Origin of the sequence: Bacteroides sp. 11BF, assembly GCF_019633765.1 — a bacterium.
Classification (GTDB): Bacteria; Bacteroidota; Bacteroidia; order Bacteroidales; family Bacteroidaceae; genus Bacteroides; species Bacteroides hominis.
In genome coordinates, this window is sequence record NZ_JAFKPJ010000014.1 from 1 (window position 1) to 21,510 (window position 21,510).

Below are 21,510 nucleotides of genomic sequence, written 5' to 3' on the forward strand. Positions count from 1 at the left end.
TAATACTTTTATCGCTATGTTCCTAATTTTCAAATAAATAATTCTAACCCTTATATCGAACTCACGTTATTTAGGCTTTTGCGATGCTAAATATTTCGGAGCAAGATTCAAGAAGTTCTATAAAGTGCCGCCTACGCGCTATATCAAAGAGATTTTATAATGCCCGTAAGGGTTTATAACCTTTTCATGATCTCGTCACACATACCTGGGCTCATAAGCCCGGGTACGTGGGACAAATCTATTATCAAAAACCTGAATGTTCATTCTTATTCTCATAAGAATCTACTTCCCGGTTTTTCTCACCGGAATAGTTCCATACGATTTCATCGGTATACTCCTTTCCTTTGATTGCGGCTACAGCTTTCAGAACATTTTTCCCATCAGCAAGTGCCACATTATCGAAGATGTAATGCACATCGGTATATCCTTTGCGAATACCGCCCAGTTCTTTTCCATTCAGATATACTTTAGGAGTCCCGATATTAGAATAGACAGTAACGGTAGTCATTCGTTTTTCACGATCGACATTACGACGTTGCGTGAGATAAAGAACCGGATTCTCACTCCAGTTGGCCTTGTACCAGAAATAAGAGTCTTTCTTTATTTTACGGTCAAAGGTAACCAGTCCTTTCATATTACGTGCGGGAACACCGCCACGTGTCCACATCGGTACGGCAAAATCAAACATATTCCAAAGATAAGAAGCGATGATATATGGATGGTCTTTGATGACACTCCACTGATATTCGTGTGTCTTAGTCTGGAATGTTTCCGGATAGAACGGCTTGCCCCAATTGAGGGCGTCACCCAAATATTCGGTTTGATGGGCCAGGTTGGCATCGGCACCATATTCAGTCAACATCAGCTTCTGATAAGGATATTCTTTTTCAAGTTGTTCTACCCAAGGTTTGATATCCTGTATCTTCTTCTCGTACCAACCGAAATAACGGTTCATACCCTGTATATCCGCATTCAAATTGACCGGATGTTCCATATGTCCGTATCCATTGACCGAAACGGTATAACGATCCGGATCTTCCGTCTTAGCAAGATCATGAAGAGATTGGGTCAAGGCAGCTGTATATTCATGAGGCTGATATACTTCGTTATGAAGCCCCCATACATAAATAGAAGGGTGATTGAAGCTTTGACGGATCAGTTCACGAAGCTGGCTTTGGGCATTTTCCGCTTCGTATCCGGTCACCCGGTTTACACAAGGTATTTCGGCCCAGATAATCAGTCCCAGTGTATCACAACGGGAGTAGAGATAATCTGACTGTTGGTAGTGGGCAAAACGGACAGTAGTAGCCCCCACATCCATTATTGTAGCCAGATCGAAGTCATGATGTTCATTCTTAAGCGCACTGCCCAGTCCCCACCAGTCCTGATGGCGGGTTACGCCATACATCGGATACTTTTCTCCATTCAGAAAAAAACCTTTCCCGGCCACAATCTCATATTTACGCACACCAAGAGGTTGCACCACCTCGTCAATTACTTTTCCATCTGCCATCAGCTTGCAGACAACCTTATAGAGATAGGGATCTTTGCGTCCGTGCCAGAGGTGCGGATCTTTCATCTTAAAAGTAGATGTATAGGTCTGTGTTCCTTGCGGAGTCAGGTCGAACGACTGGCTGTGTACACTTACTTTACGCCCATCCTGCGTATAAATAGCATTTTCAAGAGTCAAAGCAGCAGGTTGGAGCCCGGCATTATCCAATTTTACCTTCACAGTTATATCGGCTGACTTTTTTGAAACATTCTTTTGGGTAATATAAACACCCGGAGAGGCACAATCGGTAACCGTAATGTTATTCTGCTCAGTTACAATCAGCCATACGGGACGGTAAATACCACCATATACTCCGAAAAGATTCTGATTGACCGGAATTACGTCGGGACGGGCCTTATTGTCGGCTTTAACAACGATCTCGTTCTCTGTTCCGAACTGAAGGACCGTACCTATTTCATAGGCAAAAGCAGAGTAGCCACCCTTGTGAGTGCCGACCAATTTTCCATTGACGTATACTTCCGAACAAGCCCCTACTCCTTCGAAACGCAGAAATATACGTTTATCTTTCAAATCTTGAGGAAAAAACTGTGTTTTCCGATAGTAACCCACCCCTTCATAGAAAGAGCCCGATTGAACTTGCATATCCTTGGCATTCCAGGTATGTGGAATCTCAACAGTCTCCCACTTTCCGTCCCATTGTGAAGCAGCCCGCATCGGATCGGCTGCAAAAGGACCTTTCTTAAATTGCCAGCCGGTATTGAATGCGGTAACCTGTCGTGCCATCAAGGGAAAAATACTACTGCACAGGCATAAGCATGCAATAATTAAATAAGATAGTTTTCTCATAATATTTTATTTTAATGATTGGTCACCTTTTTGCGGGTGAACGCACAGATAAGGAAATTCTACTATGTCAATGCATCCCGGTACTTGTCTGTCGTAGCGGAAGTTTCTTTAATTTGCAATTTAATTATAAAGGGTTCTCCCGGATTTTGCGAAGGCATAGCTACATTATATTCATTCCGGGTGGTCTCGACAACCTTCAGTTCCTGTCCGTCCGATAAAGCGGCTTTCTCTATTTTTGTGCCTTTCGGAACCTTTACATCAAGGAAACCCGAATAGGGACAATTGAATACAACCATATAAATCTCTTGACCTTTACGGGTATAGTATCCCCAGTCTCGTTTATCCCATCCGGCATAGCCACAGCCATAAATACACTCACCATACTTCTTCATCCATTTACCCAAAGCTACAGCCAACTCCTTCTCTTCCGAACGGAAATCACCATCGGCCTGAGGACCGAAATTGACTACCATATTCCCTCCCATCGATACAGCATGCACAATACGGTCGATTACTTCTACCGGAGTCTTGACATAACTCAGCAACCAATCCTTATGATATCCCCACTGATTTTCGGGAAGGGTCATACAAGCTTCCCAATCCCATTTAGTCACCTGCAAGTCCTCCACCGGATCAGGAAGACGACGTTCGTACCCCGACTCATAATCTCCCATAAGACAGCCATTGCTATCGAAGTGTCTCTTGCCATAATCATCGGCACGAAGCCGGCTATTGACAGTGACTCCCGGCACAAGATTCTTCAACATCTGCTCTACATGAGCCGTCCACCAACCATTCTTCTTAATACTTGCATCCCAAGTGCCGTCGAACCAAAAGTCCTTAACCGTCGGATAGCGGGTAGCCAATTCCTTCAACTGATTATCGGTGAAAGTGAGAAAACGGCTGAAAGCAACGCTATCTTCTTTCGATGAAATCTCATAACGATAATCCGGATGGCTCCAATCCATTACCGAAAAGTAGAAATGCACGTCGATACCTTCATCATTGTAGGCTTTTACCAACTCGCCTAAGATATCTTTCTTAAATGGAGTCTGCGCTACGGTATATTCACTATACCGGCTCGGCCAGAGACAGAATCCTTCGTGATGTTTCGTTGTTATCTTGACGTATTTTACTCCCATCTCTTTGGCCATTCTCGCCCATTGGCGTGCATCAAATTTTACCGGATTCCATTGTTTCATCAGCCCCAGCCATTCAGAAGCAGGAACTTTAGCCCACGACTTGAGCCATTCGGCAGCTCCATTATATACTTTACCTTTCCATTCGCCACCGGGAATGGCATACAGTCCCCAGTGAATGAATTCTCCCAAACGATTGTCGCGAAACCGCTTCATAGCTTCGTCCTGACGCTTGCCGATGTTAGTGGCACCATATTTTAAAGGAATTTCCTTTTTAGGTTCTTGAGCTAAAACATGGATTGAAATGCAGAGTGCAATTAAAATAAATAGTTTGTTCTTCATGGTGTTCTATTTTCTAAGGTACGCACAAAGATAAAACATTGTAGCCATATAACAAACAAGGTGTAGCCATACGTTCTCAATGACTACACCTTTTATTTTATATGCAAAACTACGGATTATCCGAAAACTTCTTCACCTTTCAGCGTGGCAGAACTGGCTTCCGTAATTCTTACGTTCACAAAATCGCCTATCCGGTGAGTACCACGATCGAATACAACCACCCTGTTCTGCTCGGTACGGCCGAACAACTGATCGCGCGAACGTTTCGAAACACCTTCTACCAATACTTCATAGGTCTTTCCGATACAGCGGGTATTGGATTCAGCAGACAAACGATTCTGTAAAGCAATTATTTCATTCAGACGACGGACTTTTACCTCCTCGGGAACATTGTCTTCCAGATGTTTAGATGCATAAGTACCGGGACGCTCGGAATATTTAAACATAAATGCCGCATCATAGCCACAAGCCTCCATCAGCGAAAGTGACTCCTGATGATCTTCCTCTGTCTCGGAGTGGAAACCGGAGAATATATCCGTAGTAAGCCCGCAATCGGGAACAATACGCTTAATAGCCGATACACGATCCAGATACCATTCACGCGTATATTTACGATTCATCAACTTAAGAATGCGCGAGCTACCGCTTTGCACGGGAAGGTGAATGTGTTTACATACATTAGGCACTTGTGCAATCACCTCCAAAGTTTCATCACTCATATCTTTGGGATGCGAAGTTGTGAAACGGACACGTACATCCGGCGCCGCCTCAGCTACCACACGAAGCAACATTGGGAAGGTAACCACTTCTCCTCCCTCCTTCTCAAAACGATAAGAGTTTACATTCTGCCCCAACAAAGTAATCTCTTTGTAACCTTTTGATACCAGATCGGCCACTTCGTTCAGAATACTTTCCACATCTCGGCTGCGTTCACGACCACGGGTGTAAGGCACTATACAATAGGTGCAGAAGTTATTGCAACCACGCATGATGGATACAAATCCGGAGATATGGTTACCGCAGATACGTGAAGGAATCACATCCCGATAGGTTTCCGTAGTCGAAAGCTCTACATTCATTGCCTTCTCACCCGCTTCCACAGAAGCGATCAGTTCCGGAAGAGTCAAATAAGCATCCGGCCCCACTACAAGATCTACATGATGATGTTCAATCAAATCATCTTTCACTCGCTCGGCCATACATCCCAACACGCCTACAATCAGATGCTTCTTCTTTTTCTTCATCGAATGAAAAAACTCCAGACGATTCAGAATCTTCTGCTCGGCATTGTCACGGATAGAGCAAGTATTCATAAATACCGCATCAGCCTCTTCCAGCGTTTCGGCAACCGAATAACCGGCCATTTGCATCACAGAGGCAATTACTTCACTATCGGCCACATTCATCTGGCAGCCATAAGTCTCGATAAACAACTTCTTGTTGTCATCAGCAGTTGCGGATTTAAAGTCCGCTCCCGTCAATTCGTTCATAAATTCAGAATTTAAATTTGTACCTGCAAAGATACAGCTTCATCCTCAAAAAGTTGTGAAATGAAACCAAAATAACACTTTTGCTTATCGATTCAGAGGCAAAAGGATAATTTATGTTAATAGAACAAACATTTATGGCGTAAAGATTTGGCACTATTAATTTTATTTCACACATTTGTGCAATGAAAGAAACATTAGATTTTTTCATAGTTAAGGTTTAGGTTAAAAAAATTAAGGGGAGCTGTGAAGCTGCCCTTTTTTCATGCCAAAATATTGGTATCAATCAGATTAAATGTATAACTTTGGCGGACTGTAGAAAATAAAAGTACTATGGATGATATTTTAAAAGTCCTCGTCATTATGGCTGTTTTCGCATTACCTCTTATCAGACAGATCAAAAAGAGCAAAACGGAAAGATCTGCCCAAAAACCTTTCGTACCCATTCCGGATACGGAAGAGGCCGAAGTCCTTCAAACACCGCGAAAACATCAAACATTCCGTTCCCAACCGCTCCCTCCGAAAGCGGAAGTGAAGAAAAATAAAACAATTCCTCCGAAAATGGAAACATCCCCGACAGATGATCCGGAATTTACCATTCGCTCGGCTGAAGAAGCCCGAAAAGCCATTATCTGGTCCGAAATTCTGAATAGAAAATATTGAAAGATTATTCCTAACACGAAAATAATACTATAATTATGGCATTCAAATCTATTTCTGCAGCAGAAGCTGCCAGCCTTGTAAAACATGGCTATAACATCGGCCTCAGCGGTTTTACCCCCGCAGGAACGGCCAAAGCTGTCACTTCCGAAATAGCGAAAATAGCGGAAGCGGAACATGCAAAAGGAAACCCTTTCCAGATCGGCATCTTTACCGGAGCTTCTACCGGCGACTCATGTGATGGCATATTATCACGTGTAAAGGCTATCCGTTATCGTGCCCCTTACACAACCAATCCCGATTTCCGTAAAGCAGTGAATAACGGTGAGATTGCCTATAATGACATTCACCTTTCACAAATGGCACAAGAAGTGCGCTACGGATTCATGGGAAAAGTGAATGTAGCTATCATCGAAGCTTGTGAAGTGACTCCGGATGGAAAAATCTATCTGACAGCTGCCGGTGGAATTGCACCAACCGTCTGCCGACTGGCCGATCAGATCATCATTGAGTTGAACAGTGCACATAGCAAAAATATGATGGGAATGCATGACGTGTACGAACCGCTCGACCCGCCTTACCGTCGTGAAATTCCAATCTACAAACCGAGTGACCGCGTCGGACTACCTTATATACAAGTCGACCCGAAAAAGATTGTAGGTATCGTAGAAACAAACTGGCCGGATGAAGCCCGTTCATTTGCGGCTGCCGATCCTATTACTGATAAGATTGGTCAGAATGTGGCCGACTTCCTGGCTGCCGACATGAAACGTGGCATTATTCCTTCCACATTCCTTCCGTTACAATCGGGAGTAGGTAACATCGCCAACGCAGTTTTAGGAGCATTGGGACGCGATAAAACAATCCCTGCTTTCGAAATGTATACCGAAGTTATCCAAAACTCTGTGATCGGATTAATCCGTGAAGGTCGTGTAAAATTCGGAAGTGCCTGCTCACTGACCGTAACCAATGACTGTCTGCAAGGCATTTATGACGACATGGACTTCTTCCGTGATAAACTGATTCTCCGTCCGTCTGAAATCTCTAACAGTCCGGAAGTAGTCCGCCGTTTAGGAATCATCTCTATCAATACCGCCATTGAAGCAGATATTTATGGTAACGTAAACTCTACCCATATCGGTGGAACCAAGATGATGAACGGTATCGGCGGCTCGGGCGATTTTACACGCAATGCTTATATTTCCATCTTTACTTGTCCGTCAGTGGCTAAAGAAGGCAAAATCAGTTCCATCGTTCCGATGGTTTCTCATCTGGATCACAGTGAGCACTCCGTTAATATCGTTATAACCGAACAGGGAGTAGCCGATTTGCGTGGCAAAAGTCCGAAGGAAAGAGCACAGGCAATCATCGAAAACTGTGCACACCCGGATTACAAACAAATCTTATGGGATTATCTGAAACTGGCCGGTAATAAGTCACAGACTCCTCACGCCATTCAAGCCGCTTTGGGAATGCATGCCGAACTGGCTAAAAGCGGAGATATGAAAAACGTGAACTGGGCAGAATACGAAAAATAAACGATAAACGATGAACGATGAACCGACTGTGACTTCTGCAAAGTGTTCATCGTTCATCATTTACAATTTACCAGTATTTCGCATACTTTATTTTGAAAATTCCTTGCTTTGGCTGCCGACAATACATTTTGGTTCATAATGGCAAAGGCCACCTGATGACCGTTAGCCATCTTTAGGTAACCGGCTAATGTGTTAATGGCAGTATAAGATCCCGTTTTGGCATGTACATTCTTAAATGCCGACCCTTTTTTCATACGATTCTTAAGTGTTCCATCAATACCTGCAACCGGAAGAGCTTTATAGAGCTTCCGAAAAATATCCGTTCTCGAATAAGCAAACTTCAAAAAATCAACCAACAGGGCAGGAGAGAGGTAATCGTAATTTGACAATCCACAACCATCAGCTATTTTATAATTGTCCGGATCATGCCCCAAATCTTTAATCAGCCGATGGATCTCATCGATCCCGTCTTTAGCCGAAACTTGCTTTTTGCCTGTAGCTTGTGCTCCTAAACGGCAAAGTAATGCTTCCGCACTCAAGTTATCACTTTCTTTCATAATCTGGTCTACTACTTTCTGAACGGGACATTCCCAACGTGCCATGCGGGTAGAAAGACTGTCGGGCTGAAAGCTGTCGAAAGCATACTGCTCCGAAATCTCTATCCCTCTATTACGTAAACGTTCGGCAAAGGTATGCAGAAAGAAGTCCTGCGAAGAATACACATTCACATCACCAATTCTTCTATTCTCTACATTTCCACTGACAATAAGATTATTTTTATTCTCTAACCATCCTCTCGAAACAGAAAATTTACCGGCAGAAGGAGTGCGTGTCTCAGTTTCATTGATCACAGTATAATAAGAGGACGATGGTTCAAAACTCAGGCGCGCCGAGTCACCACGTATCGTTCCCGGTACAGCCGTTACTTTCACTACACCTTTATGATACATCAATGGCGACAAATAAGGCTGAAAAGAATAGGGAGTATCATCCCATGCCCAACCGCTTCCCCAATAAAGAGAATCTTTCATCGATATATCTCCATAGATTCTCCCTTTCAATACTGAAAAAGGAAAAGTTATCACTTCCTCCACCAATGCATTCATACCTTCATCGTCAAACTCCGGGTCGAATCCGCCAATCACATAAATGTCTCCGCGGAGCGTATCATGTTCTATAATACCTTTATACCACACTTCGGTCCGGAAAGGTTCATCTGCATCCGGCCGGGCAAGCGCAGTTATAGTAGTTAATAGTTTCATGGTAGATGCCGGACGCGAAAGCTTGGCATCACGGTATGTATAGAGTGATTTCTTTGCAGTCAGATCATACACGGAAATACCAACTTCGGAACCTTGGGGCAATTCCTTCTTAATAAGTGAATCAATTGCGGCGAAATCTACCTGCCCCCGGATAATAATTGAAAAACAAAAAGAGAATAAAATAAATAAATTCAGTTTCTTCATAATGCTTATAAACAACGAATGACAAGTCATAAATTACGGGTTACGAGTAACTGCGCCATTATACGCATGATACTTATAACCCGTAACTTACAACTTGTAACTCTTACAATGCTTCACGGAATATTTCGGCAACAGTAGGATGGGGAAAAACAATCTTCTTCCATTCGGCCGCTTTTAGTTTCATTTCTATGGCCATACCTGCTAATGTGATAATTTCAGAAGCCGGATTGCCTAAAACATGTGCTCCCAAAATCGTATCATCATCTCCAAGCAATACTTTACATACACCGTTTACCCCTTCATTTTCGGCAACAAAACGTCCAGAATATGCCATAGGAAGCTTTACAGCACGATAAGCAATACCTTTCGCAATAAGCGACTCTTCTGTTTGCCCGACTCCGGCTATTTCAGGATTGGTATACACTACACCGGGAATAGCACGATAACTCATTGTATCTGTTTTACCGAGAATTGCATGTACGGCTACTTCCGCTTCACGGACTGCCGTATGTGCCAATAAAGAAAATCCGGTTAAATCCCCACATACATATACTCCGGGCAATGAACTTTCCATCTGCCCGTTTACTAAAATACTTCCGCGCTCTGTCCGTTGAAGGTTCAGGTTCTCAAGTCCGAAACCTTTTGTTACCGGACGGCGACCTACACTCATTAACAATTTCTCCGCAGTCACATTTCCGGCACCATCTGCATTCTCATAAGAAACTAAGACTCCCTCCTCTGATTGTGCCAACGAAACAACTTTAGTACTCAACAGAAATGTAATGCCCCGTTTGGCATAGTCAGCACGCAACAGAGCAGAAAGCTCTTTATCCATGCCTCCCAAGATCTCGTCCATCATTTCAATGACGGTCACTTTCACACCCAGACTGTTGAAGAATGATGCAAACTCCATACCAATCACTCCACCACCTACGATAGCAAGCGAAGCGGGCAATTCCTTATTGTCTAATGCTTCCCGATGTGTCCAATAATTTACCGTATCGATTCCGGAAATAGGAGGAATGAAAGTCTCGGATCCTGTGCAAAGAATTAAGTTATCACATTCATAGATTTCTTCGCCACAGCAGATTTTGTTTTTGTCCAAGATTGTTGCTTCTCCATTTATGATAGTAACATTATTAGACATTAATTTTGATTTAACCCCCAAAACCAACTTGCGTACTACCTTCGACTTACGAGCAATGATCTTCGAAAGATCAAACGAAGCCTCAGAAACTGTTACAGCATACTTTGAAGCATGTTTAGCCCCATCATATGTCTTTGCCGAATAGAGCAATGTTTTTGTAGGTATACACCCTTCGTTTAAACAAACTCCTCCTAAATTCTGTTTCTCAAAAAGCAACACGCTTAAACCTGCTTTTCCAGCAGCTTCGGCAGCAGTGTAACCGGCAGGTCCCCCGCCGATAATAATAACCTGGTATTTCATAGCTTACTAAATTAAGTTTCTTGTTTTTTCAATCAGTTCTATAAATTCCTTTTCTTTCACCGGAAGTACAGAAGCATATTTTCCCTTTCCATATTCTATCAATAAATAGTTTGTCACTGCAAAACTTCCGAATTTCATAGAATGCACTTTGCGGACTGAAGTAATTTCTGCTATGGGAATAGTTTTCTTACGGATAAACCGCCCATAGTTAAGTATCAGCAAACCGTCAGTGGTAACGGTATAAACTGTATGTATGATCTGTTCGATGATAACAATCAGAAACAACATCATCAAAGTAGCCAATATAATATTCTTACACCATAAGAAACCAAAAGCATTAATGCCCAATACAACCAGCAGAAAATACTGGTACCAGACAATGCGAGCATGAAAAATACGGTTCATTTTGTCAGATTTTTGGCGGAAAGTTAGTAAAATTATGAATTAATGGCAACGAAAAGCACAACGAAAAAACTTATTTTGTAGCTTTGCGTCGCTAAACACTAAAACTTATGGTTAAAAAGTTCGATTTCCTCGTAATCGGTTCCGGTATCGCCGGAATGAGTTTTGCCCTAAAAGTGGCACATAAAGGAAAAGTTGCCCTTGTTTGCAAAAGTGGGCTGGAAGAAGCAAACACTTATTTTGCCCAAGGAGGAGTGGCCTCAGTGACCAATCTGCTGGTAGACAATTTCGAGAAACATATTGAAGACACAATGATTGCCGGTGACTGGATCAGCGACCGTACTGCTGTAGAGAAAGTCGTGCGTGAGGCTCCTGCACAAATACAAGAACTGATCAGCTGGGGTGTAAACTTCGACAAAAATGAAAAAGGGGAGTTCGATCTACACCGGGAAGGCGGCCATTCGGAATTTCGTATTTTACACCATAAAGATAATACCGGCGCTGAAATTCAGGACAGTCTGATTCAAGCTGTACAACAACATCCCAATATTACGGTAATTGAAAATCATTTTGCCATAGAAATCCTGACACAACACCATTTAGGAGTAACTGTCACCCGCCAGACACCGGACATAAAATGCTACGGAGCTTATATACTCGATCCCCGAACAGGTAAAGTGGATACATATCTGGCCAAAGTGACACTAATGGCAACAGGTGGAGTGGGGGCTGTTTACCAGACCACTACTAATCCGCTTGTAGCGACCGGAGACGGTATCGCCATGGTATACCGGGCTAAAGGAACCGTAAAAGACATGGAGTTCGTACAATTCCATCCAACAGCTCTTTACCATCCGGGCGACCGTCCTTCTTTCCTTATTACGGAAGCAATGCGTGGATATGGCGGTGTGCTCCGCACAATGGACGGAAAAGAATTCATGCAAAAATATGATCCACGTTTATCTTTGGCACCCCGTGATATCGTGGCACGTGCCATTGACAATGAAATGAAAAATCGTGGGGACGACCATGTTTATCTGGACGTAACACACAAAGATCCTGAAGAAACCAAAAAACATTTTCCTAACATATACGAGAAATGCCTCAGCTTAGGAATCGACATTACCAAAGAATATATTCCCGTGGCACCATCTGCACACTACCTGTGTGGAGGTATTAAGGTAGACTTGAACGCCCAATCCTCTATTGAACGTTTGTACGCTGCCGGCGAATGTTCGTGTACAGGTTTACATGGAGGCAACCGGTTAGCCTCAAACTCGTTGATAGAAGCAGTGGTTTACGCAGATGCCGCCGCCAAACATTGTTTATCGGTGATTGACCAATATTCTTATAACGAAGAGATTCCGGAATGGAATGATGAAGGTACCCGCTCACCGGAAGAAATGGTACTTATTACTCAAAGTATGAAAGAAGTAAATCAGATTATGAGCACTTATGTTGGTATTGTCCGTAGCGATCTCCGGTTGAAACGCGCTTGGGACCGCCTGGATATCCTATACGAAGAGACCGAAAGCCTGTTCAAACGCAGCGTGGCATCTAAAGAAATATGTGAACTGCGTAATATGATTAATGTGGGTTATCTGATTATGCGCATGGCTATGGAACGTAAAGAAAGCCGTGGTCTGCACTACACGGTTGACTATCCACACGCCGGTAAATAAAAAAGCATAGAAAAAAGGTGGAGCCATAATTAAACAGCTCCACCTTTCTCCAAAATACAGTCTGATTCTATTAATAATTTTCTTTCTTAATTTCGAAATATGCTTGTGGGTGCAGACATGCAGGACATACCTCAGGAGCTTCCTTACCTGCTTCGATATAACCACAGTTACGGCACTGCCATATAACTTCTCCTTCTTTGGCAAATACAGATGCAACTTCAATGTTCTTCACGAAAGCAAGGTATCTTTCTTCATGACCTTTTTCCGCAATAGAGATATTACGATACATAGCGGCGATCATCGGGAAACCTTCCTGCTCTGCAACATCTGCAAAATGAGGATAATCCATAGACCATTCTTCGTGTTCACCGGCTGCGGCAGCCTGCAGATTCTGAAGAGTGTTGCCGATAACACCAGCAGGATAACTTGCAGTGATTTCAACCATACCCCCTTCAAGGAACTTAAACATACGTTTTGCATGTTCTTTTTCCTGATCGGCAGTCTCTGTAAAGATAGCTGCAATCTGTTCGTAACCTTCTTTTTTAGCCACGCTTGCAAAATAAGTGTAACGCATTCTTGCCTGTGATTCACCTGCAAATGATGTCAGCAAATTCTTTTCTGTCTGAGTGCCTTTAATACTTTTAGTCATAATCTGATATATTTTAGATTGGTAATTACGTTTGTCGGTTACTTGCCTTTATTAACAACGCAAATATAAGGATTTAGTTCACAAAACCCGGAATTTTATTCATTAATAATATCTATTGCAATATAGACAAAACTGATCAAAAATAAATAAGATGTTCAAAAACATCTTATTACCATTTATTTTATGTAATTTTGCAACCTCGACTTTGCAAAACAAGGATTATAACGACATTTATCACATTATATAAGTAAAGAAAGAAATGAAAGTGTTTGATTTCAAACCAAGGTTATTCTCAGCCTTGAAGAACTACTCTAAAGAAACGTTTATGGCCGATTTGATGGCAGGTATCATTGTAGGTATCGTAGCCTTGCCTCTGGCCATCGCATTTGGTATCGCATCAGGCGTATCACCCGAAAAGGGAATTATCACGGCTATCATTGCGGGGTTCATCATCTCGTTGCTCGGAGGAAGCAAAGTACAGATCGGAGGACCTACCGGAGCATTCATTGTCATCATTTATGGCATCATCCAGCAATACGGAGAAGCAGGATTGATTGTAGCTACCCTGATGGCCGGCATACTCCTTATCTTATTGGGAGTTTTTAAATTGGGCGCAATTATTAAATTTATTCCTTACCCGATTATTGTAGGTTTTACCAGCGGTATAGCCGTCACCATTTTCACAACACAGATTGCTGATATTTTCGGATTAAACTTTGGTGGAGAGAAAGTACCGGGAGACTTTATCGGAAAATGGATGATTTATTTCCGCCATTTCGATACAATCAATTGGTGGAACACTATTGTGAGTATTGCCAGTATCATCATTATTGCCATTACCCCCCGGTTCTCAAAGAAAATTCCGGGTTCCCTTATTGCCATCATTGTAGTAACGGCAGTAGTATATTTATTGAAAACATACGCCGGTATTGACACCATCGATACCATTGGCGACCGTTTTACAATCAAATCCGAATTACCTGACGCGACCATGCCTGCACTCAATTGGGAGGCCATCAAGGACTTGTTCCCGGTAGCTATTACCATTGCCGTTTTGGGAGCAATCGAATCGTTATTGTCAGCAACCGTAGCCGATGGTGTAACGGGCGATAAGCACGATTCAAACACCGAACTGATTGCCCAGGGAACAGCCAACCTTATCACACCGTTATTTGGCGGTATTCCTGCTACCGGAGCCATCGCCCGTACAATGACAAACATCAATAATGGCGGTAAAACACCGGTGGCCGGTATAATCCATGCTGTAGTTTTATTGCTGATCCTCCTTTTCCTGATGCCTTTGGCACAGTACATCCCAATGGCATGTCTGGCAGGAGTATTGGTTATCGTATCTTATAACATGAGCGAATGGCGCACTTTCAAGGCATTACTGAAAAATCCCAAATCGGATGTAACAGTACTGCTTATCACTTTTTTCCTCACCATCATCTTCGACCTGACTATCGCCATCGAAGTAGGCCTGGTGATTGCATGTATCTTGTTCATGCGCCGTGTAATGGAAACTACCGAAATATCTGTCATCAAAGACGAAATAGATCCGAATGACGAACTGGACATCGCGGTGCGCGAAGAACATCTGATAATACCTGCGGGAGTGGAGGTATATGAGATTAATGGTCCGTACTTTTTCGGCATCGCAACCAAATTTGAAGAGACAATGGCACAACTGGGCGACCGTCCCAAAGTACGCGTCATACGTATGCGTAAAGTTCCATTTATCGATTCAACCGGTATTCATAACCTGACCAGCCTCTGCAAAATGTCTCAAAAAGAAAAGATCACCATTGTGCTCTCGGGAGTAAATGAAAAAGTGCACAACACGCTCGAGAAATCCGGCTTCTATGAATTACTGGGAAAACAAAACATCTGTCCGAACATTAATGTAGCACTGGACAGAGCCAAAGAAATTATGAATTTATAATCTGATACTATCTGCACACAACAGGCGGGTGGAAGTGGACGGAGGTCACTTTCATCCGCTTTCCTTATTTTTAATAATCACCAATTCTATGGATTTTGTGTTGCATTATACCTTTTTATAGGTATTGTAGACTCTTTCATGTACACATACCTTTGCGGCTCGCTAATTTTTAATATTAATTTAATGCCGTTAAATGTATGAAGCAAATGTATAGTGCCCTGCTTGTATTAGTTTTACTAATATTCCCATCGTTACTTTTTGCCACAGAATCAGAGTCCGCCGATAGAGTACCCACCATCCGTGGAGTAGTCTACGATGAAACAGATACACCATTGGCTTCGGCCACTGTCCAGATAGAAGGAACCACCATCGGAACAACAACCAATAGTGAAGGCCGTTTTATTTTGCGCAATCTGGCTCATAAGGTTTACAAGATAAATATCAGTTTTGTGGGATATGTCACTCAGACGCGTACTGTTGATCTCACTTCAAGGAATGTGGCACAACTCTCTTTCACCCTCTTACCTGACGAAAACTTATTATCGACAGTAGAAGTATTCGGAGAACGATATAAACAACCGAAAAAACTGGATGCCATCACCCGCATGCCATTACGCCCCAGTGAACAGATACAGAGTATTTCTGTAATCTCAGAAAAATCGATTGCCGAACAGGGAGCACTCACCGTAATCGATGTTACAAAAAATGTACCCGGAGTTACTCTTTTCGGATCATATGGCGGAGTAAGAGAAAGTATGTCCATCCGCGGATACCGGGGAGTACCTATTTTAAAGAATGGAGTCCGGATAGATTCCGATTTCCGTACCGGATCTGCTTTATCCGAAATGCAGGGAGTAGAAAGTGTACAGGTTATCAAGGGTTCTGCAGCCGTCACACAAGGTATCGGAAACGATCTCGGAAGTGCAGGCGGAGTAATCAACGTAGTAACCAAAACACCCAAGTTCACCAATGAAGGAGAAATATCTTTGCGTGCAGGCAGCTGGGGATTGTTCCGTCCCACATTCGACGTACAGTCCGTTCTGGATAAAAATCAGACGATCGCTTTCCGTATGAACGGTGCCTTCGAACGTTCGGATAATTATCGCCCGGTCATCCATTCCAATCGCGTATATATCAACCCTTCATTAGAATGGCGTCCGGACGACAAAACAAGCATTACCATAGAAATGGATTACCTGAATGATAACCGTACTCCTTATACCAGTTCAGTCAATCTATCGAAAGATACGGAAGAGAATCTGTACGACATGCCACACAACAAATTCCTGGGATTCAAAAACGATAATGTAAACAACAAGACGCTGACTTATGCCGCACGCATCACCCGCCAGTTGACAGATAATATCAGTGTGCGGGCAGCATACTTCGGCTCTTCATATAAAGTGGATAATACAAGTACTTCCGTAAAAACCGTAGTCAATAAAGAATATAACATGCGTAGAAGAACGATTTCACGTTCATTACGCGATGACCGCAACTCAACTTTCCAGCTTGACTTTATCGGCAGAGATATTTTCACCGGTCCTGTTAAACATACATTCCAATTGGGATTCGACTACAAAAACACCGATCTGTCGATCACCAATTATACCCCTGTCAATATAGACACTATCAACGTACTGGCCCCGAGCATCTCGAATGTGCTACCTGTCGCGGTTAAATTTGTTCCCGAGACCCCGGTAAAATCCAATTCTTCAAGTTATGGAATAATGGCACAGGAGGTAATGACTTTTAATAAGTATATAAAAGCTATTCTGGGACTGAGGTACAGTTATATCAGCAGCCAGGACGATACAAGTGCAGGTCCCACTACCGGAGATGCCTGGAATCCGATGTTGGGCATCATGTTGACTCCTATAAAGAACATTAATTTGTTCGGTTCATATACAACCACTACCAGCCTCCTCCATGCAGCCAGACGAATGGAGAACGGAGACGAAATAGGTCCGTCGAATACCCGCCAATTTGAGGTAGGCATCAAGTCTGACTGGCTGAATAACCGCCTGCGCTTTAATCTGACATATTTCGATATCCTTACTAAAAACCTCTCTTATAGTACTTATCATCCGGGAACTACGCAACCTACCGGTTATTTTGATAAAGCGGGAAGTCTGAAAAGGAAAGGTATTGAAACCGAATTAAGCGGAAGTATACTTGAAAACCTCCAAGTAATGATGGGTTACGCTTATCTGGATGCAAAATACGAAAACAGCCCGGCCTTTAAAAATGGTTCAGCCCCGATGAATACCCCTAAACATACTGCTAACGGATGGATTCAATACCGATTTGACAAAGGAGTATTAAAAAGACTATCAGCCGGTATAGGAGTCTATTTCGTAGGTAAACGTCCTGTGAATGATTTTGCAATCAAGCCGGACGGACACGGTTCCATGACCAACGAAAAGCCTTTTGACATGCCCGGTTATACTACAATAAACGCCCAGTTGGCCTATAGTATCCACAAGTTTACTGCCCGTGTATACCTGAACAATTTGTTCGACGCATTAGGATATAATTCTTACTATCGTGGAGGATACATCAACCAGATCGATCCACGTAATTTCTCAGCAATAATCTCTTACCGTTTTTAAATGAAGATAAAAAGATATTGCCGTTATATTCATCTTTGGCTCTCCCTTCCGGCAGGGATTCTGATCAGTATTATTTGCTTTACAGGTGCCATCCTCGTATTCAAAGAGGAACTCCTGGCAATGATGGGATATGAATCTATCCGCGAAAGTCCGTTAATGATAGTGATGAAGCTGCATCGGTGGCTTATGGATGATACCCGGACGGCAGGCAAAATGATAGTAGGTATCTCCACTCTTTTTTTCATCTTTATATTGATCAGCGGGCTTACAGTTTACTGGCCACGCAAATGGAAAAAAAGCCGGCTGACAATAGAACACCAAAGAGGAAAACGGAGATTCATGTTCGATCTACACTCCGTACTGGGATTCTATGGAGCACTTATCTTGCTGGTATGTGCACTGACCGGATTAATGTGGTCCTTTCAATGGTACAGAGATGTAGTAAGTTTTATCTTTGATGTGGAAGTAAAACGGGGGGCTCCCGTCTGGAAAGTAGTACGTGCCTTACATTTCGGAACCTATGCAGGAATGTTTTCAAAAATCATCACCTTTATTGCTGCTTTGATAGGAACTTCATTACCTATTACAGGATATTGGATGTATTTGAAAAGAAAAAATCTGGTTTAACTTCCTTCCCTCAATAAAGGAAAGGTACTTTTCCGGATAAGAAAATATAAGAGGATGTATCGAAACTCACCACAGAGGACACAGAGTAACTTTAGAGTAAATCTAAAGTAATATTCTTAGTCTATGATAATCTGTGTAATCTATGGTGAAAGAGTTTTGATACAACTCCTCTTACTTACTTTACTCAAGTATTTAATCTTTCCCGGACTGATCGGGATACAGCGATTTATAATAATTAATACGTTCTGTCCATGGCCTGTATTCAAATGGAAATACGTGTTGCTTCTCTGCCCATTCATCCCATTTTTTCTCCAGTGTTTTTACTTTTTCCGGATAATTGGCAGACAAATCATTTTGCTCAAACGGATCCTGCAATAAATGGAACAACTCCCAGGGTTGCTTACCATTGGCCCTGACTAACTTCCAGTCCCCGGATATGATTCCACAAGATGTCTGATGTTCGAAAAACAAATCTCTTTTCGGTAGCTTCTTTCCTTTTAATGCCGGAAAAATGGTTCTACCTTCCGGAGCATTAATCGAATGATTCCTAAACTCCCGGGGATATTTCACAGAAGCTATATCCAGACAAGTGGGAAAAAGATCGATAATGTGAGTGAATTCATGACAAACCACTCCTTTCTTCCCATCAGGTTGCCCGCCTCCATACATTACAATCAAAGGTGAACTGGTACCTCCCTGAAAACACCATTGTTTGTAACTGCGGAAAGGAGTATTACTCAAATCAGCCCGCAGCTGTGTGATCAGATCACCTTCATTGGTGGCTCCATTATCACTTAAGAATAAAAATACGGTATTATCAAATATACCTTTCTCTTTAGTGGTCTTTATTACTTCTCCAATACCATCATCCATAATTTCAATCATAGCGGCATAAGTAGCCATCTCCGTAATCCAACGTTCCTGTTGCTGCGGAGTAAGACTATCCCAGGCCGGCCGTTTTCCTCTGAATTCCCTCTCAAATACCGGCAGCTGTTTTTCGGAATCCGTTAAACCATTTTTCCGGATGCGCTCGAAACGCTGTTTACGCAACACATCATATCCCACTTTATATCTTTCACGGCAAGCGTCCACTCTTTCTTTAGGAGCCTGCAAAGGTAAATGAGGGGCATAGTGGGCCAAATACATAAACATAGGCTCTTCAACCGGATGCTGACGGATAAAACTAACGGCAGAGTCGGTAATGGCTGTGGTATAATAATAGTCTTCTGGAAACTCTGCAATATGCTGTAACCCGGAATATACGGGTTTCGGAGTATAATAACTTCCACCTCCAGAAAGACAACCATAGTATTTTTCGAATCCCCGCTCAACCGGATAGCTTCCATTTGGCTTGGAGAATGCACCGTCAACGGTAACATGCCATTTACCACTCATATAAGTATGATATCCGTTTTCCCGAAACACTTCTGCGATAGTAGGATATTGCTCTGATATTTGACCTCTATATCCGGGACGATGTTCATCTACAGCAGTCATCCAACCCATACCTACTTCGTGTTGGTATCTGCCTGTCAACAAAGCAGCTCTGCTGGGACAACTGCGCCCTGTGTTCTTAAACTGGCTGAAACGTATTCCGTTTTCCGCCAAGAAATCAATATTGGGCGTATGCACTTCTCCCCCATAACACGATAAATCAGAAAATCCCATATCATCACACAAAATCAGAATAATATTGGGTTTCGTTTTATCCGGATTTGTTTTATGGTTTGTCGCTTGGACTCCCCAAGCATTCTGCATACCCGTGGTAAACAGCAGGGAACATATCAGATAATTGTTTTTCATAGGTTCAAATGATTTAAAATTTACTCTTTTATCCACACTCCTGTAATCTCTGCCACATAGACATGATGCAGACCTCCATGGGTAGTATACCACTGTTCATAGACAGACGGATCCAGAAAATTTTCTTTCTTCAGCACATCTGTGTACATTTTCCGACATTCCATATTAAGTCTTCCCTGTTCAAACAGAATATTACCTTTATCCGTAATAATTGGCTTTAATCCGGTTTCTTTTATCTTATCTACTTCACGTCCCGACTTAGAGCCGCATATTTTATGTATGGCCTTATTCTCCTGTCCTAAAAAAGAAAGAGTAAAATAATCGTTATTTTGTATAAAATCGAACGTATATCTTTCCGGACGAATAAAAACATAAACCACCGGTTTATTCCACAAAAAACCAATACCTCCCCAATTGGCGGTCATGGTATTAAACGCATCTTTATTACCGGCAGTTACCAGCATCCATTCTTTACTGATGGACTCAAAGAAATTATCAGTAAGTTCGTTGATAGCAATTGATTTCATCCTATTAAAATCTGTTTATAAATGACATATTAAAAATAATTCTCAATAAGAAGCAGAGGCCGAAAGTCCCTCTTTCGTAAGAAGAGCCACAATCCGGTCTAACTCCTCGGGAGTGGCTTTCTGCAAATCCTGATCGGGAGTTTCACGGTCGATCGTATAAATCATTACCTGTCTCGGGGCGATATCCTTCACAACTTCCAGCCAGGGAAGTACATACTTGTCAGAAGTATTATCCACATCTTTCCCCTTATATTTTCCTTTCATAAACATAGTCTGCACGATACAATTGCCTTTAAAAGCTTTTAAAAGTCCGACTGTTCCATTCAGATCGTATCGTCCGTTCGGACGATCTACAGTCCGGATATACTCTTCATCCACCGTGTCCAACTTCAAAATATTATTATCCACCCTATTCAATGCATCGAATACAGCCGGACGGTTGATAAAAGTAGCATTACTGAGCACACTCACCTTTGCATCCGGAAAGTAAGCATCACGCAAAGCAAGTGTATCGTTGATAATCTCCGGAAAGTGAGGATGAGCAGTCGGCTCACCGTTTCCCGCGAAAGTCAGTACATCGGGAGCAGGTCCGTTACTTTTCATCTCTTTCAATTTATCTTCCAGAGCCATACGTACTTCTTCGCGGGTCGGTAATGAAGATTTAGGACGATGTTCGCCATTGTAACCACATTCACAATAAATGCAATCGAAAGAACATACTTTTCCGTCGGAAGGAAGTAAATTTATTCCAAGTGAGACCCCTAAGCGACGTGAATGAACCGGTCCGAATATGGGAGAAGGAAAAATAATAGTCATACTTAATTCTGT

General features: G+C 42.5%; 16 protein-coding genes. 6 read left to right on the forward strand and 10 right to left on the reverse strand.

Features of this window, described 5'->3' with window-relative positions; genetic code table 11:
• Positions 1–244 precede the first annotated feature (244 nt).
• The 3 genes from JZY04_RS14860 to miaB all read right to left on the reverse strand — a co-directional run bounded on the left by JZY04_RS14860 (position 245) and on the right by miaB (position 5,330).
• On the reverse strand, positions 245–2,359 hold the full coding sequence (locus JZY04_RS14860) for a glycoside hydrolase family 2 TIM barrel-domain containing protein (protein WP_122143240.1): 2,115 nt from the start codon (positions 2,357–2,359) through the stop codon (positions 245–247).
• Between the two features lie 62 nt (positions 2,360–2,421).
• Positions 2,422–3,840 carry an alpha-L-fucosidase gene (locus JZY04_RS14865; RefSeq protein ID WP_122143239.1) on the reverse strand — a complete coding sequence of 473 codons (1,419 nt, stop codon included), beginning with the start codon at positions 3,838–3,840 and terminating at the stop codon, positions 2,422–2,424.
• Between the two features lie 116 nt (positions 3,841–3,956).
• Entirely contained in the window at positions 3,957–5,330 is a 1,374-nt protein-coding gene (gene miaB, locus JZY04_RS14870; RefSeq protein WP_005782802.1) for a tRNA (N6-isopentenyl adenosine(37)-C2)-methylthiotransferase MiaB, read from the reverse strand.
• 330 nt (positions 5,331–5,660) lie between these two features.
• Between miaB and JZY04_RS14875 the strand changes: the two genes are divergently transcribed.
• Positions 5,661–5,990, forward strand: coding sequence for a hypothetical protein (locus tag JZY04_RS14875; protein ID WP_032531548.1), 330 nt, complete (start codon positions 5,661–5,663; stop codon positions 5,988–5,990).
• 35 nt (positions 5,991–6,025) lie between these two features.
• Entirely contained in the window at positions 6,026–7,525 is a 1,500-nt protein-coding gene (locus tag JZY04_RS14880) for an acetyl-CoA hydrolase/transferase family protein (protein ID WP_005782811.1), read from the forward strand.
• 56 nt (positions 7,526–7,581) lie between these two features.
• Here the strand turns inward: JZY04_RS14880 and dacB are convergent, their stop codons facing one another.
• The 3 genes from dacB to JZY04_RS14895 form a co-directional block, all read right to left on the reverse strand.
• The gene (dacB, locus tag JZY04_RS14885) at positions 7,582–8,991 is read right to left on the reverse strand and encodes a D-alanyl-D-alanine carboxypeptidase/D-alanyl-D-alanine-endopeptidase (RefSeq protein WP_122143238.1); all 1,410 of its coding nucleotides are present in this window, start codon (positions 8,989–8,991) and stop codon (positions 7,582–7,584) included.
• A 103-nt stretch (positions 8,992–9,094) separates the two neighbouring features.
• Positions 9,095–10,438, reverse strand: coding sequence for a dihydrolipoyl dehydrogenase (gene lpdA / locus JZY04_RS14890; RefSeq protein WP_122143237.1), 1,344 nt, complete (start codon positions 10,436–10,438; stop codon positions 9,095–9,097).
• A 6-nt stretch (positions 10,439–10,444) separates the two neighbouring features.
• Positions 10,445–10,843, reverse strand: a complete 399-nt coding sequence (locus JZY04_RS14895; protein ID WP_122143236.1) for a PH domain-containing protein — start codon at positions 10,841–10,843, stop codon at positions 10,445–10,447.
• A gap of 107 nt (positions 10,844–10,950) precedes the next feature.
• On the opposite strand from JZY04_RS14895, the gene nadB reads away from it, so the two are divergent.
• On the forward strand, positions 10,951–12,522 hold the full coding sequence (gene nadB, locus JZY04_RS14900) for an L-aspartate oxidase (protein ID WP_005782820.1): 1,572 nt from the start codon (positions 10,951–10,953) through the stop codon (positions 12,520–12,522).
• Between the two features lie 70 nt (positions 12,523–12,592).
• On the opposite strand, the gene rbr is transcribed toward nadB, so the two are convergent.
• On the reverse strand, positions 12,593–13,171 hold the full coding sequence (gene rbr / locus JZY04_RS14905) for a rubrerythrin (protein WP_005782823.1): 579 nt from the start codon (positions 13,169–13,171) through the stop codon (positions 12,593–12,595).
• Positions 13,172–13,430: 259 nt separating this feature from the next.
• Between rbr and JZY04_RS14910 the strand changes: the two genes are divergently transcribed.
• The 3 genes from JZY04_RS14910 to JZY04_RS14920 all read left to right on the forward strand — a co-directional run bounded on the left by JZY04_RS14910 (position 13,431) and on the right by JZY04_RS14920 (position 18,352).
• Positions 13,431–15,113, forward strand: a complete 1,683-nt coding sequence (locus JZY04_RS14910) for a SulP family inorganic anion transporter (protein ID WP_005782825.1) — start codon at positions 13,431–13,433, stop codon at positions 15,111–15,113.
• A 197-nt stretch (positions 15,114–15,310) separates the two neighbouring features.
• The gene (locus tag JZY04_RS14915; RefSeq protein WP_032540942.1) at positions 15,311–17,725 is read left to right on the forward strand and encodes a TonB-dependent receptor; all 2,415 of its coding nucleotides are present in this window, start codon (positions 15,311–15,313) and stop codon (positions 17,723–17,725) included.
• A complete protein-coding gene (locus JZY04_RS14920) occupies positions 17,726–18,352 on the forward strand; it encodes a PepSY domain-containing protein (protein WP_122143235.1) in 627 nt (208 codons plus the stop codon).
• Positions 18,353–18,544: 192 nt separating this feature from the next.
• Here JZY04_RS14920 and JZY04_RS14925 read toward each other — a convergent pair whose 3' ends face one another.
• The 3 genes from JZY04_RS14925 to JZY04_RS14935 are packed head-to-tail and all read right to left on the reverse strand — an operon-like array spanning position 18,545 to position 21,498.
• A complete protein-coding gene (locus JZY04_RS14925; protein WP_122143234.1) occupies positions 18,545–20,155 on the reverse strand; it encodes an arylsulfatase in 1,611 nt (536 codons plus the stop codon).
• Between the two features lie 20 nt (positions 20,156–20,175).
• Positions 20,176–20,682, reverse strand: coding sequence for a flavin reductase family protein (locus JZY04_RS14930; protein ID WP_022011330.1), 507 nt, complete (start codon positions 20,680–20,682; stop codon positions 20,176–20,178).
• A 42-nt stretch (positions 20,683–20,724) separates the two neighbouring features.
• Positions 20,725–21,498 (reverse strand): radical SAM protein, encoded by a 774-nt coding sequence (locus JZY04_RS14935; protein ID WP_005782835.1) that lies wholly within the window; start codon positions 21,496–21,498, stop codon positions 20,725–20,727.
• Positions 21,499–21,510 lie beyond the last annotated feature (12 nt).

What these genes read in the sequence shown, in the direction of transcription:
- lpdA (WP_122143237.1), bottom strand. Translation starts at nt 10,438, where the DNA reads ATGAAATACCAGGTTATTATTATCGGCGGGGGACCTGCCGGTTACACT.
- JZY04_RS14860 (WP_122143240.1), bottom strand. Translation starts at nt 2,359, where the DNA reads ATGAGAAAACTATCTTATTTAATTATTGCATGCTTATGCCTGTGCAGT.
- JZY04_RS14935 (WP_005782835.1), bottom strand. Translation starts at nt 21,498, where the DNA reads ATGACTATTATTTTTCCTTCTCCCATATTCGGACCGGTTCATTCACGT.
- JZY04_RS14880 (WP_005782811.1), top strand. Translation starts at nt 6,026, where the DNA reads ATGGCATTCAAATCTATTTCTGCAGCAGAAGCTGCCAGCCTTGTAAAA.
- nadB (WP_005782820.1), top strand. Translation starts at nt 10,951, where the DNA reads ATGGTTAAAAAGTTCGATTTCCTCGTAATCGGTTCCGGTATCGCCGGA.
- JZY04_RS14865 (WP_122143239.1), bottom strand. Translation starts at nt 3,840, where the DNA reads ATGAAGAACAAACTATTTATTTTAATTGCACTCTGCATTTCAATCCAT.
- rbr (WP_005782823.1), bottom strand. Translation starts at nt 13,171, where the DNA reads ATGACTAAAAGTATTAAAGGCACTCAGACAGAAAAGAATTTGCTGACA.
- JZY04_RS14875 (WP_032531548.1), top strand. Translation starts at nt 5,661, where the DNA reads ATGGATGATATTTTAAAAGTCCTCGTCATTATGGCTGTTTTCGCATTA.
- miaB (WP_005782802.1), bottom strand. Translation starts at nt 5,330, where the DNA reads ATGAACGAATTGACGGGAGCGGACTTTAAATCCGCAACTGCTGATGAC.
- JZY04_RS14930 (WP_022011330.1), bottom strand. Translation starts at nt 20,682, where the DNA reads ATGAAATCAATTGCTATCAACGAACTTACTGATAATTTCTTTGAGTCC.
- JZY04_RS14910 (WP_005782825.1), top strand. Translation starts at nt 13,431, where the DNA reads ATGAAAGTGTTTGATTTCAAACCAAGGTTATTCTCAGCCTTGAAGAAC.
- JZY04_RS14895 (WP_122143236.1), bottom strand. Translation starts at nt 10,843, where the DNA reads ATGAACCGTATTTTTCATGCTCGCATTGTCTGGTACCAGTATTTTCTG.
- JZY04_RS14920 (WP_122143235.1), top strand. Translation starts at nt 17,726, where the DNA reads ATGAAGATAAAAAGATATTGCCGTTATATTCATCTTTGGCTCTCCCTT.
- JZY04_RS14925 (WP_122143234.1), bottom strand. Translation starts at nt 20,155, where the DNA reads ATGAAAAACAATTATCTGATATGTTCCCTGCTGTTTACCACGGGTATG.
- dacB (WP_122143238.1), bottom strand. Translation starts at nt 8,991, where the DNA reads ATGAAGAAACTGAATTTATTTATTTTATTCTCTTTTTGTTTTTCAATT.
- JZY04_RS14915 (WP_032540942.1), top strand. Translation starts at nt 15,311, where the DNA reads ATGAAGCAAATGTATAGTGCCCTGCTTGTATTAGTTTTACTAATATTC.